Here is a 13,057-nt window from a genome sequence, read left to right as displayed (position 1 = left end):
CGCCCCGGCCGGGAGGAGGCTACGAGCTGCGGCCGGCGGGAGCCTGCGAGGGTACCGGCGCGGATGGCGCGGACGGGGAGGACGGCGCGGAGGAGGAGACCGGGGACGCCGGGGACGGTTGCCGCGGCTGGAACAGCTGCGGCCGTTCCGGGACGTCGCTCGCGCCGCCCATGGTGCGGGCCAGCTTCATCCCGGCCTCGAACCTGCTGCCGGCGTTGAGCCGTTCCATGAGCCTGGCGACGGTCCGCTGCACCGTCCGGCGGTGCACGCCCAGTTTGCGCGCGATCTGGTCGTCGCTGAGGCCGCCCGACATCAGCCGGACCACCGCCCGCTCCTGTGCGGGAAGCGCCGTCCGCTCGGAGTCGGCGAGCGCCTTCGGGTACGGCACCGCGCGCAGCCAGCAGTCCTCGTAGAGCGCGATCTGGGCGTTGATCAGGGCCGCGCCGCGGAACAGCACCACCGACGGCGAGGTGGTGCCCGGTGCGGCCGGGATCCAGGCGATCGTGCGGTCCAGGAGGAGCAGATCGTAGGCCGCGTGCTCGATGAGCCGCACCTCGACGCCGATCTGGACGAGTTCGTGCAGATAGCGCGCGTGCTTGGGGGTCTGGAGCAGTCCCTGCCGGTAGATGGCGCGGCAGTGCACGCCCCGCTCGACGAGTCGCGCGTCCTCGGCGAGCGACCTGGTCAGCACGTCCATCGGCGGCATCCCGCCGGGATGCAGCGAGTCGCAGGTCAGCTTGACCTCCGCGTTGAGGTCGCGCAGCCTGCGGTCCTTGGTCCGCCGGTCGCTGACGAACTCCACCTCGAACTGCGATGCTTCGTCCGCGACGGCGGGCCGGTACCGGGTCAGCAGCGCGTGGGTGAGCTGCTCCAGTTCGGTGGCGCTCGCCGCGTGCGCGGCGGCCGTGGACCGGTGGGCGCCCATCTTGCCGAGCAGCGCGGCGTCGGGTTCGACCGGCTCGAGCACGCCGCCCGTCTCGCGGACCAGACCGAGCCGGCGCAGCCGCCGCAGGCCCCGCTCGACCTGCTCGCCGCCGAGTCCGGTCGCCGTGGACAGGCCGGCCGCCTCTGCCTCGCCGCTGGCGCGCAATGCCTGGTACAGGGACAGTGCGTACGCCTCGTCGTCCTCCATCGGCCCCCTCCGTGTGCCGCGCGGTGTGCCCGCGGCCGGCTCGCCGCGGGGCATCACAGTATGTCGGGAGCGGCGACGGTACCGAAGGTTCCGGCGGAGGGACCGGGCTCGGCCGCGGGTCACCCGGGGCGCCCGCGGGCGGCACCGGTACGCACCCGGCCCCGCCCAGCGGAGCGGCGTTGCCGCCGCAGGGACGTCCAACGCGGTGCGGGCGGGCGGCCGTTCGCGCGGCGCTGTGCGCGAGGTCGCCGTCGTACGGGGACGGCGAAACCGCCGATGATCCGAGGATCCACCGGTAGCTTTGCGGGCGGTCCGGCGAACACTCCGAGGAGCCCGCATGGTTGTCCACCTGCCTGTCGAACCGACCGCGTCCGCACCCGCGTTGAGGCTGCGCCCGTGGCAGCCGCAGGACGCCGGGGCGCTGGCGCTGGCCCACCAGGACCCGCTGCTGCGGCGCCGGTTGATGACCTTCCTCGAGGACGAGGCCGCCGCCCGGCGCTGGATCGACGCCCAGGCGGCGGGCTGGGCCGCCGGCATCCGCTTCGCGTTCGCCGTCGAGGAACCGGCCGCGACCGAGGAGCACACCGACACCGTCGACACCGCCGTGAACGTCCTCAGCGGTCCAACGACCCCCTTGCTCGGGCACATCGTCGTACGCGAGGGCACCGGCCCGGCCGAGGGCGCCGCGGAGGTCGGTTACTGGACGGCCGCCGGAGCCCGGGGCCGCGGCATCGCGCCGCGCGCCCTGGACACCGTCTCCCGCTGGGCGTTGGGCCCCCAGTGCCCGCTGCCGCTCACCTGGATCGCCCTGCTGCACTCCAGGAGCAACGAGGCGTCCTGCCGGGTGGCGGAGAAGGGCGGGTACGAGCTGCGCACCGTACTGCCGCCGTATCCGCCGCAGTTCCCCGAGGAGGGCCACCTGCACGTGCGCTCGGCGTAGGCCGGGCCGCTCGGAGGACCGGCAGCGGGCCGCCGACGCGCGGGCGGCCGTACCGACATGACGCGCCGCCCCTGCGCTCAGGGTCCCTGGAGCCGCGGCAGCACCCGTACGAAGAACTCCCGGTCGCCGGGGAAGACCGGGTCGAGGGCGAGGAACTCCGCCGCGGTGACCCAGCGGCTCGCGGCGACCTCACGCGGGTCCGGAACGACCTCGCCGTGCTCGGCGCGGGCGGTCCACCAGTGCAGCAGGGACACCCCGTCCGCGCTGCGCGACCGCCAGACCTCCGCCGACGGCACGGCGGTGAGGCCGACCTCCTCCCGCACCTCCCGCACCAGCGCGTCCTGCCGGCTCTCCCCCGCCTCGACGACGCCGCTCGGCGGCGCCCAATAGCCGGGCATCCGCGCGCCGGGCCCACGCCGGATCACCAGGAACCGGTCGGCCCGCAGCAGCACCGCCACGACCACGTCGCGCTCGCTCCCGACCACCGCACCGGCCTCCTCACCGCCCCGCGCCGCCGCGGCGCGAGCCCGGGCCGGAGCCTACGCGGTGGTGGGGAACAGTTGCAGTGCCTGGGCGGCGGCCGCCGCGGCGCCGACCAGACCGGCGTCGGTGCCGAGCTTCGCGGGCACCACGTCGACACCCGCCGCGAAGGACAACGTGGCGTAGTGGGACAGGTGTTCGCGCAACGGGTCGAACAGCAGCGGGCCGGCCGCCGAGACCCCGCCGCCGATCACGGCGACGTGGATCTCCACGAGCGTGGCGGTCGCCGCGATGCCCGCGGCCAGCGCCTGGGCGGCGCGGTCGAAGGAGGCCAGCGCGACGGGGTCGCCCGCGCGGGCGGACGCGGCCACGGCCGCCGCGGTCGGCTCCGTGCCGGCCGCCGGCCGCCAGCCCTGCTCGACGGCGCGCCGGGCGATGTTGGGGCCGCTGGCGATCCGCTCCACGCAGCCGCGCGAACCGCACGGGCACGGGTCGCCGTCGAGGTCGACGCTGATGTGCCCGATGTGCCCGGCGTTGCCGGTCGGCCCGGGCAGGAGAGCGCCGCCGAGGACCAGCCCGCCGCCGACGCCGGTGGACACCACCATGCACAGCGCGTTGTCGTAGCCGCGCGCCGCGCCCTGCCAGTGCTCGGCCGCGGTCATGGCGACGCCGTCTCCGGTCAGGATCACGGGCAGGCCGCCGGCCGCCGCCGAGACCCGCGGGACCAGCGGGAACTCGCGCCAGCCGGGCACGTTGACGGGGCTGACGGTGCCCTGCGCCGCGTCCACCGGCCCGGCGCTGCCGATGCCGACCGCGACGACGGCGGGCCAGTACTGTGCGGCGCGCAGTTCGGCGAGCACCTCGTCGACCGCGCCCATCACCCGGTCGCCGTCCGGGCCGGCGGGTGTCGGGCGCAGCGCGCGCGCCACCAGGCGCCCCTCGGAGTCGACGAGGGCTCCGGCGATCTTGGTACCGCCGATGTCCAGTGCGGCCACGAGTGGACCGGTCGCGCTGTCAGGGTGCATCGCTGCGGCGTCTCCTTGTGCGTTGTGCGTGCGGGGTGGGGATGGTGGGCGGTGCCTGGTGCTTCGTTGTCGGTACATGAGGTGTGGGGGTGGTACGGAGGTGGTCTGCGGCGGGGCCGGCGGGTCGGATTCTCGCGCCGGTGCCGTCCGGTGGGTTCTGGACGCGCACGGCGCGTGGGTTATCGGTCGCTTTGCGTTCGTATGAGACTCGTTCGGTGGGGGTTCTCGGCAAGGGGTGGCGACGAGGGTAGTCTCGCCTGTTCGTGACAACGTTGTCCATCTCTTGCCGCAGGGAATACTACGACCGTGACCCAAACACCAGGACGCACACCCCGGCCCACGATGAAGGATGTCGCCGCGCGGGCGGGCGTCGGCCTCAAGACGGTGTCGCGGGTGGTGAACGAGGAACCCGGCGTGACACCGGACACCGCCGCGCGCGTGCAGGCCGCCATCGACGCGCTGGGCTTCCGCCGCAACGACAGCGCGCGGCTGCTGCGCACCCGGCGGACCGCGAGCGTCGGGCTGGTGCTGGAGGACCTGGCGGACCCGTTCTACGCGGCGCTCAGCCGCGCGGTGGAGGACGTGGCCCGCTCGCACGGCGCGCTGCTCTTCACCGGGTCGAGCGCGGAGGACCCGCGCCGGGAGCAGGAGTTGGTGCTGGCGTTCTGCGCGCGGCGGGTGGACGGGCTGGTCGTGGTGCCGGCCGGTGAGGACCACCGGTACCTCCTGCCGGAGATCGCGGCCGGGGTCGCGACGGTCTTCGTGGACCGGCCGGCCGGGCGGCTGGACGCGGATGTCGTGCTCACCGACAACGCGGGCGGTACGCGGGAGGGCGTCGCGCACCTCATCGCGCACGGCCACCGCAGGATCGGCTTCATCGGCGACCAGCCCGGCATCCACACCGCGGGTGAGCGCCTGCGCGGCTACCGCGAGGCGATGGCCGCGGCGGGGCTCGCGGTGCGGCCCGAGTGGTACGCCATGGGTCCGACCACCCCCGAGCGGGTCGAGGCGGCGCTGGACGCGATGCTGAACGGGACGGAGCCGGTGACGGCGCTGTTCGCGGGGAACAACCGCGTGACCGTGACGGCGGTGCGGGTCCTCGCGGCCCGGCCGGACCCGGTCGCGCTGGTCGGGTTCGACGACTTCGAGCTGGCGGACGTGCTGGATCCGGCGATCACGGTGGTGGCGCAGGACGCCCCGGGGATCGGGCGGGTGGCGGCGCAGCAGTTGTTCAGGCGGCTGGACGGGATCGCGGCGGAGGAGGCGACCCGGACGGAGTTGCCGGTGCGGTTGATCGAGCGGGGGTCCGGGGAGATTCCGCCCGCGAGGTGAGGGGGCCGTCCACGGGTGGGGGGTGCCGGTTGTTCCCGGACCACCTGCCGGTGGGGGTCCCTCCGGGGTGGGGGGTGCCGGTTGTTCCCAGACCACCTGCCGGTGGGGGCTGGTCGCGCAGTTCTCCCCCAGAGCTTCGCCTGGGAGGTGCCCCCACGCGCCCCTGGAGTGGTACGGGCAGTTTGTTGAGTGCCCGTCCGATGTGGGGCTGGTCGCGCAGTTCTCGCCCAGAGCTTCGCCTGGGGGGGTGCGGGGCGGTTTGGTGGGTGCCCGTCCGATGAGGTTGCTCGCGCAGTTCCTCGCGGCCCTCTGGCGGGTCAGCGGGTGGCGAGGGTGGTCAAGGTGGGGGTGGGGAGGGGGAGTTCGGTGGGGGTGAGGGCGCCGCAGTCGAGGCCGCGGAGGAGGTGGGTGGCGAGGGCGCGGGCGGTGGCGGGTTCGTCGAGGACGGCGGGGGTGGGCGCGCCGGAGGGAGTGGTGTAGGCGGCGAGGCGGGCCGTGGTGGCGGCCAGGCCCTCCCGGTAGAAGGCGTAGGTGGCGGCGTAGCGGGTCGGGAGGTGGGCAGGGTGCATGTCCCACCCCTGGTAGTACGCGCGGGCCAGAGAGCGGCGTACGAGGCCGTAGTGGAGCCGCCAGGCGGAGTGGACGTCGGTGGTCGAGCCGACCGGGAGGACGTTGGTGGAGCCGTCGCTGAGGCGTACTCCGGTGCCGGCCGCGGCGACCTGCATGACGGCCTTGGCGTGGTCGGCGGCCGGATGGTCCGGGGACTGGTGGGCGGCGCTGACCCCGCAGGCCGCGCTGTAGTCGAAGGTGCCGTAGTGGAGTGCGGTGGCGCGACCGCGGGCGGCGTCGATGAGGGCGGGCACGGTGGCGGCGCCGTCGGGTCCCAGGATGGCCTGGGTGGTCTCGATCTGGATCTCGAAGCCGAGCCGCCCTTCGGGCAGATCCGCCGCCCGCTCGAACGCCTCGCACAGGTCGGCCATCGCGGCGACCTGCGCGGGGAAGGTGACCTTGGGCAGGGTCAGGACGAGCCCGGTGGGCAGCGCTCCCCCGTCGAGCAGTGCGGTGAGGAACAGGTCGAGCGTGCGGATGCCGCGTTCGCGCACGGCGGCCTCCATGCACTTCATGCGGATGCCGACGAAGGGCGGTGCGGTGCCGTCGGCGACGGCGGCGGTGACGGTCCGGGCGGCTGTAACGGCCGCGGCGTCCTCCTCGGCGTCCGGGCGCGGACCGTAGCCGTCCTCGAAGTCGATCCGCAGGTCCTCGACGGGCTCGTCGCGCAGTTTGGCGCGGACCCGGTCGTACACGTCGGCGGCGAGCGCGCCGTCCAGGCCGAGTACGGCGCCCAGCGCGGCGGGGTCGGGGGCGTGGGCGTCGAGTGCGGCCAGTGCCTGGTCGCCCCAGGCGCGGACGGTGCCGGCGTGGAAGGCGTCGGCGGGCACGTAGACGGTGTGCACGGGCTGGCGGGTGGCGGGCTCGCCGGGATAGCGGCGGGCCAGTTCGGCGTCGGTGGCGGCCAGCGCGGCGCCGATCCGGGCGCCCACGGCGTCTGCGAGTGTCGTCACGGCCGGCATCTGCACCCTCCCCGAATTCAACAAATCGTTGAAGTGCAAGCTAGCGGGGCCGTGCGGACCGGTCAACAGCCCCGCGAGCGCGGGCGTTCGCGGACACGGGTCGGCCCCCGCACGCCGGGGGCGTCCGGGGGCCGGTGCGGTCCGGGAGCTCAGCCCTTGCGGGCCTTGACCTCTTCGGTCAGCTGCGGGACGACGTTGAACAGGTCGCCGACCACGCCGTAGTCGACGAGGTCGAAGATCGGCGCCTCGGCGTCCTTGTTGACCGCGACGATGGTCTTCGAGGTCTGCATGCCGGCACGGTGCTGGATCGCACCGGAGATGCCGTTGGCGATGTAGAGCTGCGGCGAGACCGACTTGCCGGTCTGGCCGACCTGGTTGCTGTGCGGGTACCAGCCGGCGTCGACCGCGGCGCGGGAGGCGCCCACCGCGGCGCCCAGCGAGTCGGCGAGCGCCTCGATCACCGAGAAGTTCTCGGCGCCGTTGACCCCGCGGCCGCCCGAGACCACGATGGCGGCCTCGGTCAGCTCCGGGCGGCCGGTGGACTGGCGCGGGGTGCGCGAGACGACCTTGGTGCCGGTGGCCAGCTCGCCGAAGGAGACCTCCAGCGGCTCGACGGCGCCGGCGGCCGGCGCGGCCTCGACCGGGGCGGCGTTCGGCTTGACGGTGATCACCGGAGCGCCCTTGCGCACCGTGGACCTGGTGCTGAAGGCGGCGGCGAACGCCGATTGCGTGGCGACCGGGCCGTCCGCGCCCGCCTCGACGTCGACGGCGTCGGTGATGATGCCCGAGCCCAGGCGCAGCGCCAGGCGGGCGGCGATCTCCTTGCCCTCCGCGGAGGACGGCACCAGCACGGCGGCCGGGCCGACGGCCTTGGCCGCGGCCTCCAGCGCGTCGACCTTGGGGACGACGAGGTAGTCGGCGAACTCCGGTGCGTCGGCGGCCAGTACGCGGGTCGCGCCGTGCTCGCCGAGCACCTTGGCGGCGGCCTCGGCACCCGGGCCGAGGTGGACCGCGACGGGCTCGCCGATCCGGCGGGCGATCGTGAGCAGTTCGAGGGTCGGCTTGCGGACGGCACCGTCCACGTGGTCGACGTAGACGAGGACTTCAGCCATGGGAATCGTTCTCCTGCGGGTTCGGGAAGGGGCGGCGGGCCGTCACAGGGGCGGCGGAGCGGTCGCGGCGGTGGCGCCCGGAGGGGCTGCCGCGGCCGGGGTCGCTCAGATGAACTTCTGCGCGGCCAGGAACTCGGCGAGCTGCTTGCCGCCCTCGCCCTCGTCCTTGACGATCGTGCCCGCGGTGCGCGCGGGGCGCGCGGTGGCGTCCTGCACCGCGCTCCAGGCGCCGTCCAGGCCCACCTCGGCGGCGTCCACCCCGAGGTCGGACAGGTCCAGCGTCTCCAGCGGCTTCTTCTTCGCGCCCATGATGCCCTTGAAGGACGGGTAACGGGCCTCGCCGGACTGGTCGGTGACCGACACCAGCGCCGGCAGCGCCGCCTCCAGCTGCTCGCTCGCCACGTCGCCGTCGCGGCGGCCGGTGACCTTCCCGTCGGCGACCGCGACCTCCGACAGCAGCGTCACCTGCGGGATGCCCAGGCGCTCCGCCAGCAGCGCCGGGACCACGCCGGCGGTGCCGTCGGTGGAGGCCATGCCGGTCACGACCAGGTCGTAGCCGATGTGCTCGATGGCCTTGGCCAGCACCAGCGAGGTGCCGATGATGTCGGTGCCGTGCAGGGCGTCGTCCTCGACGTGGACGCCCTTGGCCGCGCCCATCTGCAGCGCCTTCAGCACCGCGCCGCGCGCGTCCTCCGGGCCGATCGTGACCGCGGTGACCTCCGCGTCGTCGGCGGCCTCGGCGATCTGGAGCGCCTGCTCCACGGCGTACTCGTCCAGCTCCGACAGCAGGCCGTCGACCGCGTCGCGGTCGGTGGTCAGGTCCTCGGCGAAGTGACGGTCGCCCGTGGCGTCGGGCACATACTTCACTGCGACTACGATCCTCAAGCTCACGCCTGCTCTCCTACTGCTTCCGTCCTGCACGTCTTCGTGAACTGCCCAGGTTAGGCGCCTTCTGTGGCGGCTCCCTGCCAAGGCACGGTATCTTCCCCGCCGAATATATTACTCGTCAGTACACAGAGGCACTTACCCATCCGCAAGACCTCTGCACTGTGACGTGGCCGACGTCCCGGGAGGTGCCCGCCGAACGCGGCGCGGGTCGGCCGTGGTTCAGCCCGGCAGCCGGTGGAAGCCGCCGCGGTGGTGGACGAGCGGCCCGCCGGGGCCGTCGGGGTCGCCGGCGACCGCCTGGGCCACCACGATCCGGTGGTCGCCGGCCGTCACCATGCCCGCCACCCGGCCGACCAGCCACGCCTGCACGCCGCCGAGCAGCGGCACTCCGTGCGGGCCGAGGGACCAGGATGTCGGCGGCCCGAACCGGTCGGCCCCGGACTTGGCGAAGACGGCGGCGAGTTCCTGCTGGTGGTCGCCGAGTATGTGGACGCCGACGTGCTCGGCGGTGGAGACCGTGGGCCAGCAGGAGGAGCCGACGCTGATGCCGAAGGACAGCAGCGGGGGTTCGGCGGCCACCGAGGTGAGGGAGGTGGCGGTGAAACCGACCGGGCCGTGGTCGCCCTGCGCGGTGACCACGGCGACGCCGGCGGCGTGGCGGCGGAAGACCGAGCGGAAGACGGCCGGGTCGAGGTCGGGGGTGTCCGGGCGGGCCGAGGCGAGGTCGCGCGTTGCGGTCACGGGTGGGTGCGTCCTTCTGCTGCGGGCGTGGCGGCCGTTCGGTGGAGCCGTGCGCGGGGCGGAGGGGCGTCGGCGCTCAGTGACCCGGACAGCGCGCGCCGGGACGGCGGCCGTGGTCGGCGTCGGCGCGTGCGCTCGGCTGCGGGTCTCGGCACATAACGTCAGAGTGACGATGCAGGGCGCCAACCGTCAAGAGTGCTCGGGCAGATGGAAGGACCGTCACACCGGACAGGCCCCCGCGGCGACCGCTGCCCCGGTGGCTCGACTGCTCGCACGACGGCTCAGACCGCCGCGCCCACCGCGGCGATCACGTCGACCGTCCGCGGCTGCCCGGTGGCCCTGCGCACGACGGCGCCGTCGGCGTCGAGGACGAGCACCGTTGGGGTCTTCAGCACGTCCAGCCGCCGCACCAGTTCCAGGTGCGCCTCGGCGTCGATCTCGACGTGGCGCACGCCCTCCACCATGCCGGCGACCTCGTCGAGCACCCGCCGGGTGGCACGGCACGGCGCGCAGAACGCGCTGGAGAACTGCACCAGGGTGGCCCGCTCCCCCAGCGGCGCCCCGAGGTCGTCGGCCGTCAGCCGCTGCCCGCCGTCCTTGGCCCGCACCCTGATCCTCCCGTCCCTGCGCCGGTGCACGACGCCGAAGACGCTTGCGGCGGCGAGCACGGCCAGGCACACGATCAGTCCGGTCACGCCGTCCCGCCTCCCTCGTCGTCCTGCCGTACACCCTGCCTGCCGAGGCGGGCGCCGAGAACGCCCACCAGTCCGTCGAAGGCAGCGTTCACGCGATCGCAATGATTCCCGCGGGTGCGCGGCGGCCTTCCTGGGTGATGATCCCAGCCATGGAGATCGACGTACGCGGCCCCCGTTTCGGCGCCGCGCTGACCACGGTGGTACTCGCGGTCGTGCTGGTCACCGGCAGCGGTCCGCTGCTGGCCGCGCAGGCGGTCGTCTTCGCGGTCGGCGCGGCGGCCGGGGTGGCGAGGTCGCCGTACGGGTGGGTGTTCCGCACCCTGGTCCGGCCGCGTCTGGGGCCGCCGCCCGGGACGGAGGACGCGGCGCCGCCGCGCTTCGCCCAGGCGGTGGGGCTGTTCTTCGCGGTGGTGGGCTCGGTCGGCTACCTCGCGGGGCCGCAGTGGCTGGGGACGGCGGCCGCCGCGTGCGCGCTGGCCGCCGCCTTCCTCAACGCGGCGTTCGCCTACTGCCTGGGCTGCGAGATGTACCTGCTGCTGAAGCGCGTCACGAGCGCCTGAGCGGCCGAGGGCCGCGGGGGGCGTCAGTCCAGCGCTTCCGGCAGCCGCGCGGCCAGTTCCTGGCGGTCGGCGGAGCCGCGGAGCACGTCGAGCACCGAGGCGGGCGGGGCCGCGTACAGCGTCGGGTAGTCGCGTTCGCCGAGTTCGGGCCGTACAGGGAAGGCCAGGCGCTCCTCGTCGAGGGAGAACCGCGCGTCGACACCCGGTTTGTTGCCGCGCGCGTCCTGCCGGGCCCACCGCGAGGTGCCGGGCAGCAGCAGGGCGACCAGGCCGTGCACGACCGGGTCGCTGCCGTCGTCCTCGGTGAGCCGCTGGTAGCACAGCCCCGCCGGGATGCCCTCGGCGCGCAGCAGCGCCACCAGGGCGTGGGACTTGGCGTGGCAGATCCCGTTGCGGGTGCTCAGCACGTCGGAGGCGCGCCAGACGACGCGGTCGTCGCCGCTGTCGAAGGAGTGCGGCACCCTGTCGCGCACGTGGGTGTAGGCGGCCTTTGCATACTCATACGGCGTCGGCGCGCCGTTCCGCAGTTGCGCGGCGGTCTGCCGGACCTGGGGGTGATCGTGGTCGATGACCGCGTCGGCCGCCAGGTACGCGGAGAGGTCGGTGGTTTCCGGGATCGGCTCCATAGCGCGGAGCCTAGGGACCCACCGACCTCTCGATCAATCAATTTACCGATCTGCGCATACTCATGCAGTACGCCTCAGGCGTCGCGCATCTCCTCGGCGACCGCGGCGGCGAAACCGTCCACGTCCTCCTCGGTGGTGTCGAACGCGCACATCCAGCGCACTTCGCCGGTCGCCTCGTTCCAGAAGTAGAACCGGTAGCGCTTCTGCAGCCGCTCGCTGACCTCGCGCGGCAGCAGCGCGAACACCGCGTTGGACTGCACCCGCTGGGTCACCGTGACCCCGTCGATCCCGCGGACCGCCTGCTCCAGCCTGCGGGCCATGGCGTTGGCGTGCGAGGCGCTGCGCAGCCAGAGGTCCCCGGCGAGCAGCGCCTCGAACTGCACCGACACGAACCGCATCTTGGACGCCAGCTGCATGGACAGTTTGCGCAGATGCTTGAGCGCGCGGACCCGCTCCGGGCTGAGCACGACCACGCACTCGCCGAGCAGCAGGCCGTTCTTGGTACCACCGAAGGACAGGATGTCCACGCCCGCTTCGGTGGTGAAACGGGCCAGCGGCTCGCCGAGGCTCGCCGCCGCGTTGGCGATGCGGGCGCCGTCCAGGTGCACGGCCATGCCCAGCGCGTGGGCGTGGTCGCAGATCGCCCGGATCTCCTCCGGCGTGTACAGGGTGCCCAGTTCGGTGGTCTGGGTGATCGACACGACCTGCGGCTGCGCGCGGTGCTCGTCGTCGAAGCCGTACGCCTGCCGGTCGATCAGCTCGGGCGTCAGCTTGCCGTCCTCGGTGGGCACGGTGAGCAGCTTCAGGCCGCCGACCCGCTCGGGCGCCCCGCACTCGTCGACCTGGATGTGCGCGGACTCGGCACAGATCACCGCGCCCCAGCGCTCGGTGATCGCCTGCAGCGCGGTGACGTTGGCACCGGTGCCGTTGAACACCGGGAAGACCTCCGCGGTGGGGCCGAAGTGCCCGCGGAAGATCTCCTGGAGGTGGTCGGTGTAGGCGTCGTCCCCGTACGACACCTGGTGGCCGCCGTTGGCCAGCGCCAGGGCGGCCAGCACCTCGGGGTGGACGCCGGCGTAGTTGTCGCTGGCGAAACCCCGGACCTGCGGGTCGTGGCGCCGTACGGCGTCGGTGGAGCCGGTCGGCGCCGTCGCGCCGGGGGTGGTGTTGTCGATGGAGTCGGTCACGGTCGGGGCGTCAGCCACTGTCGGGTCCCGTTCACTTCCTGGGGGCTTGCGTTCCACACGTCCGCGATGGCCTCGGCGAGGTCGCGCACGTCGGTGAAGCCGGCGAATTTGGCGTTCGGGCGCTGGGCCCGCATCTCATCGTGCACCAGTGCCTTGATCACGAGCACAGTGGCTGCCGCGGTGAGGTCGTCGCCGCCGAGCTTGCGGAACGAGTCGGCCATGGCCAGCGTCCACGCCTCGGCCGCGGCCTTCGCGGCGGCGTAGGCCGCGTTGCCCGCCGTGGGGGCGCTGGCGCCGGCCGCGCTGATCAGCACGAAGCGACCGCCGGGGCTGCGCATCAGGCCGTCGTGGAAGGCGAGCGTGGTGTGCTGCGCGGTGCGGATCAGCAGGTTGTGCAGCACGTCCCAGTCGGCGAGTTCGGTCTCGGGGAAGGACGCCGAGCCGCGCCAGCCGCCGACCACGTGCACCAGGCCGTCGACCCTGCCGTGGTCCTTCTCGACCCGGGCGGCCCAGTTCTCGGTCGCCTCCAGGTCCAGCAGGTCCACCACCTCGCCGGTGATGTCCGCGCCGCCCGCGTCGTAACGCGCGGCGTCGACCGCCTGCGCCAGCCGCTCGGGGTCCGCGTCCGCGGCGACCACGTGGCCGCCGGCCCTGGCCAGCCGCTGGAGCACGGCCCGCCCGGCCGGTCCCGCCGCACCCGCGACCGCGATCACCGCACCGTCGAGCCCGCCCGCGTACGTGTCGGTCGTCATCTCCGCCTCCTCGCCG

At 74.1% G+C, this 13,057-nt stretch carries 14 protein-coding genes; 3 read left to right on the top strand and 11 right to left on the bottom strand.

The features are described 5' to 3' along the window. Nucleotides 1-19: 19 nt before the first annotated feature. Nucleotides 20-1,132 carry a helix-turn-helix transcriptional regulator gene (locus C4U44_RS33295; protein ID WP_103889822.1) on the bottom strand — a complete coding sequence of 371 codons (1,113 nt, stop codon included), beginning with the start codon at nt 1,130-1,132 and terminating at the stop codon, nt 20-22. A 337-nt stretch (nt 1,133-1,469) separates the two neighbouring features. Here C4U44_RS33295 and C4U44_RS33290 point away from each other — a divergent pair, with 337 nt between their 5' ends. Then, nucleotides 1,470-2,072: a GNAT family N-acetyltransferase gene (locus tag C4U44_RS33290; RefSeq protein WP_103889821.1), complete on the top strand. Its 603-nt coding sequence runs from the start codon at nt 1,470-1,472 to the stop codon at nt 2,070-2,072. Nucleotides 2,073-2,149: 77 nt separating this feature from the next. On the opposite strand, the gene C4U44_RS33285 is transcribed toward C4U44_RS33290, so the two are convergent. Further along, the gene (locus C4U44_RS33285) at nt 2,150-2,557 is read right to left on the bottom strand and encodes an NUDIX domain-containing protein (RefSeq protein ID WP_200823492.1); all 408 of its coding nucleotides are present in this window, start codon (nt 2,555-2,557) and stop codon (nt 2,150-2,152) included. A 54-nt stretch (nt 2,558-2,611) separates the two neighbouring features. Further along, nucleotides 2,612-3,577: an ROK family protein gene (locus tag C4U44_RS33280; RefSeq protein ID WP_103889820.1), complete on the bottom strand. Its 966-nt coding sequence runs from the start codon at nt 3,575-3,577 to the stop codon at nt 2,612-2,614. A gap of 342 nt (nt 3,578-3,919) precedes the next feature. Between C4U44_RS33280 and C4U44_RS33275 the strand changes: the two genes are divergently transcribed. Beyond that, on the top strand, nt 3,920-4,909 hold the full coding sequence (locus tag C4U44_RS33275) for a LacI family DNA-binding transcriptional regulator (protein ID WP_103889819.1): 990 nt from the start codon (nt 3,920-3,922) through the stop codon (nt 4,907-4,909). Nucleotides 4,910-5,226: 317 nt separating this feature from the next. Here the strand turns inward: C4U44_RS33275 and C4U44_RS33270 are convergent, their stop codons facing one another. The 5 genes from C4U44_RS33270 to C4U44_RS33250 all read right to left on the bottom strand — a co-directional run bounded on the left by C4U44_RS33270 (nt 5,227) and on the right by C4U44_RS33250 (nt 9,916). Continuing rightward, nucleotides 5,227-6,480 carry a DUF6986 family protein gene (locus tag C4U44_RS33270; RefSeq protein WP_103889818.1) on the bottom strand — a complete coding sequence of 418 codons (1,254 nt, stop codon included), beginning with the start codon at nt 6,478-6,480 and terminating at the stop codon, nt 5,227-5,229. A 149-nt stretch (nt 6,481-6,629) separates the two neighbouring features. Continuing rightward, nucleotides 6,630-7,592 (bottom strand): electron transfer flavoprotein subunit alpha/FixB family protein, encoded by a 963-nt coding sequence (locus C4U44_RS33265; protein WP_103889817.1) that lies wholly within the window; start codon nt 7,590-7,592, stop codon nt 6,630-6,632. Between the two features lie 105 nt (nt 7,593-7,697). Further along, nucleotides 7,698-8,483 carry an electron transfer flavoprotein subunit beta/FixA family protein gene (locus C4U44_RS33260; protein WP_103889816.1) on the bottom strand — a complete coding sequence of 262 codons (786 nt, stop codon included), beginning with the start codon at nt 8,481-8,483 and terminating at the stop codon, nt 7,698-7,700. A gap of 216 nt (nt 8,484-8,699) precedes the next feature. Then, entirely contained in the window at nt 8,700-9,221 is a 522-nt protein-coding gene (locus C4U44_RS33255) for a flavin reductase family protein (RefSeq protein WP_103889815.1), read from the bottom strand. Between the two features lie 281 nt (nt 9,222-9,502). Then, nucleotides 9,503-9,916, bottom strand: coding sequence for a thioredoxin family protein (locus tag C4U44_RS33250; protein WP_103889814.1), 414 nt, complete (start codon nt 9,914-9,916; stop codon nt 9,503-9,505). A 149-nt stretch (nt 9,917-10,065) separates the two neighbouring features. Between C4U44_RS33250 and C4U44_RS33245 the strand changes: the two genes are divergently transcribed. Beyond that, nucleotides 10,066-10,476: a DUF4395 domain-containing protein gene (locus C4U44_RS33245; protein WP_103889813.1), complete on the top strand. Its 411-nt coding sequence runs from the start codon at nt 10,066-10,068 to the stop codon at nt 10,474-10,476. A 23-nt stretch (nt 10,477-10,499) separates the two neighbouring features. On the opposite strand, the gene C4U44_RS33240 is transcribed toward C4U44_RS33245, so the two are convergent. From C4U44_RS33240 to C4U44_RS33230, 3 genes are all read right to left on the bottom strand, one after another. Continuing rightward, nucleotides 10,500-11,102 (bottom strand): transglutaminase-like domain-containing protein, encoded by a 603-nt coding sequence (locus tag C4U44_RS33240; RefSeq protein WP_103889812.1) that lies wholly within the window; start codon nt 11,100-11,102, stop codon nt 10,500-10,502. A 74-nt stretch (nt 11,103-11,176) separates the two neighbouring features. After that, complete coding sequence (locus tag C4U44_RS33235) at nt 11,177-12,289, bottom strand: threonine aldolase family protein (RefSeq protein WP_235032534.1); 1,113 nt, start codon at nt 12,287-12,289, stop codon at nt 11,177-11,179. Next, nucleotides 12,286-13,041, bottom strand: a complete 756-nt coding sequence (locus C4U44_RS33230; RefSeq protein ID WP_322973714.1) for an SDR family oxidoreductase — start codon at nt 13,039-13,041, stop codon at nt 12,286-12,288. Before C4U44_RS33230 ends, C4U44_RS33235 begins: the two co-directional genes overlap by 4 nt. Nucleotides 13,042-13,057 lie beyond the last annotated feature (16 nt).

This window comes from Actinacidiphila yanglinensis (genome assembly GCF_900107965.1).
Classification (GTDB): Bacteria; Actinomycetota; Actinomycetes; order Streptomycetales; family Streptomycetaceae; genus Actinacidiphila; species Actinacidiphila yanglinensis.
This window is presented reverse-complemented; position numbering and strand designations above follow the sequence as displayed.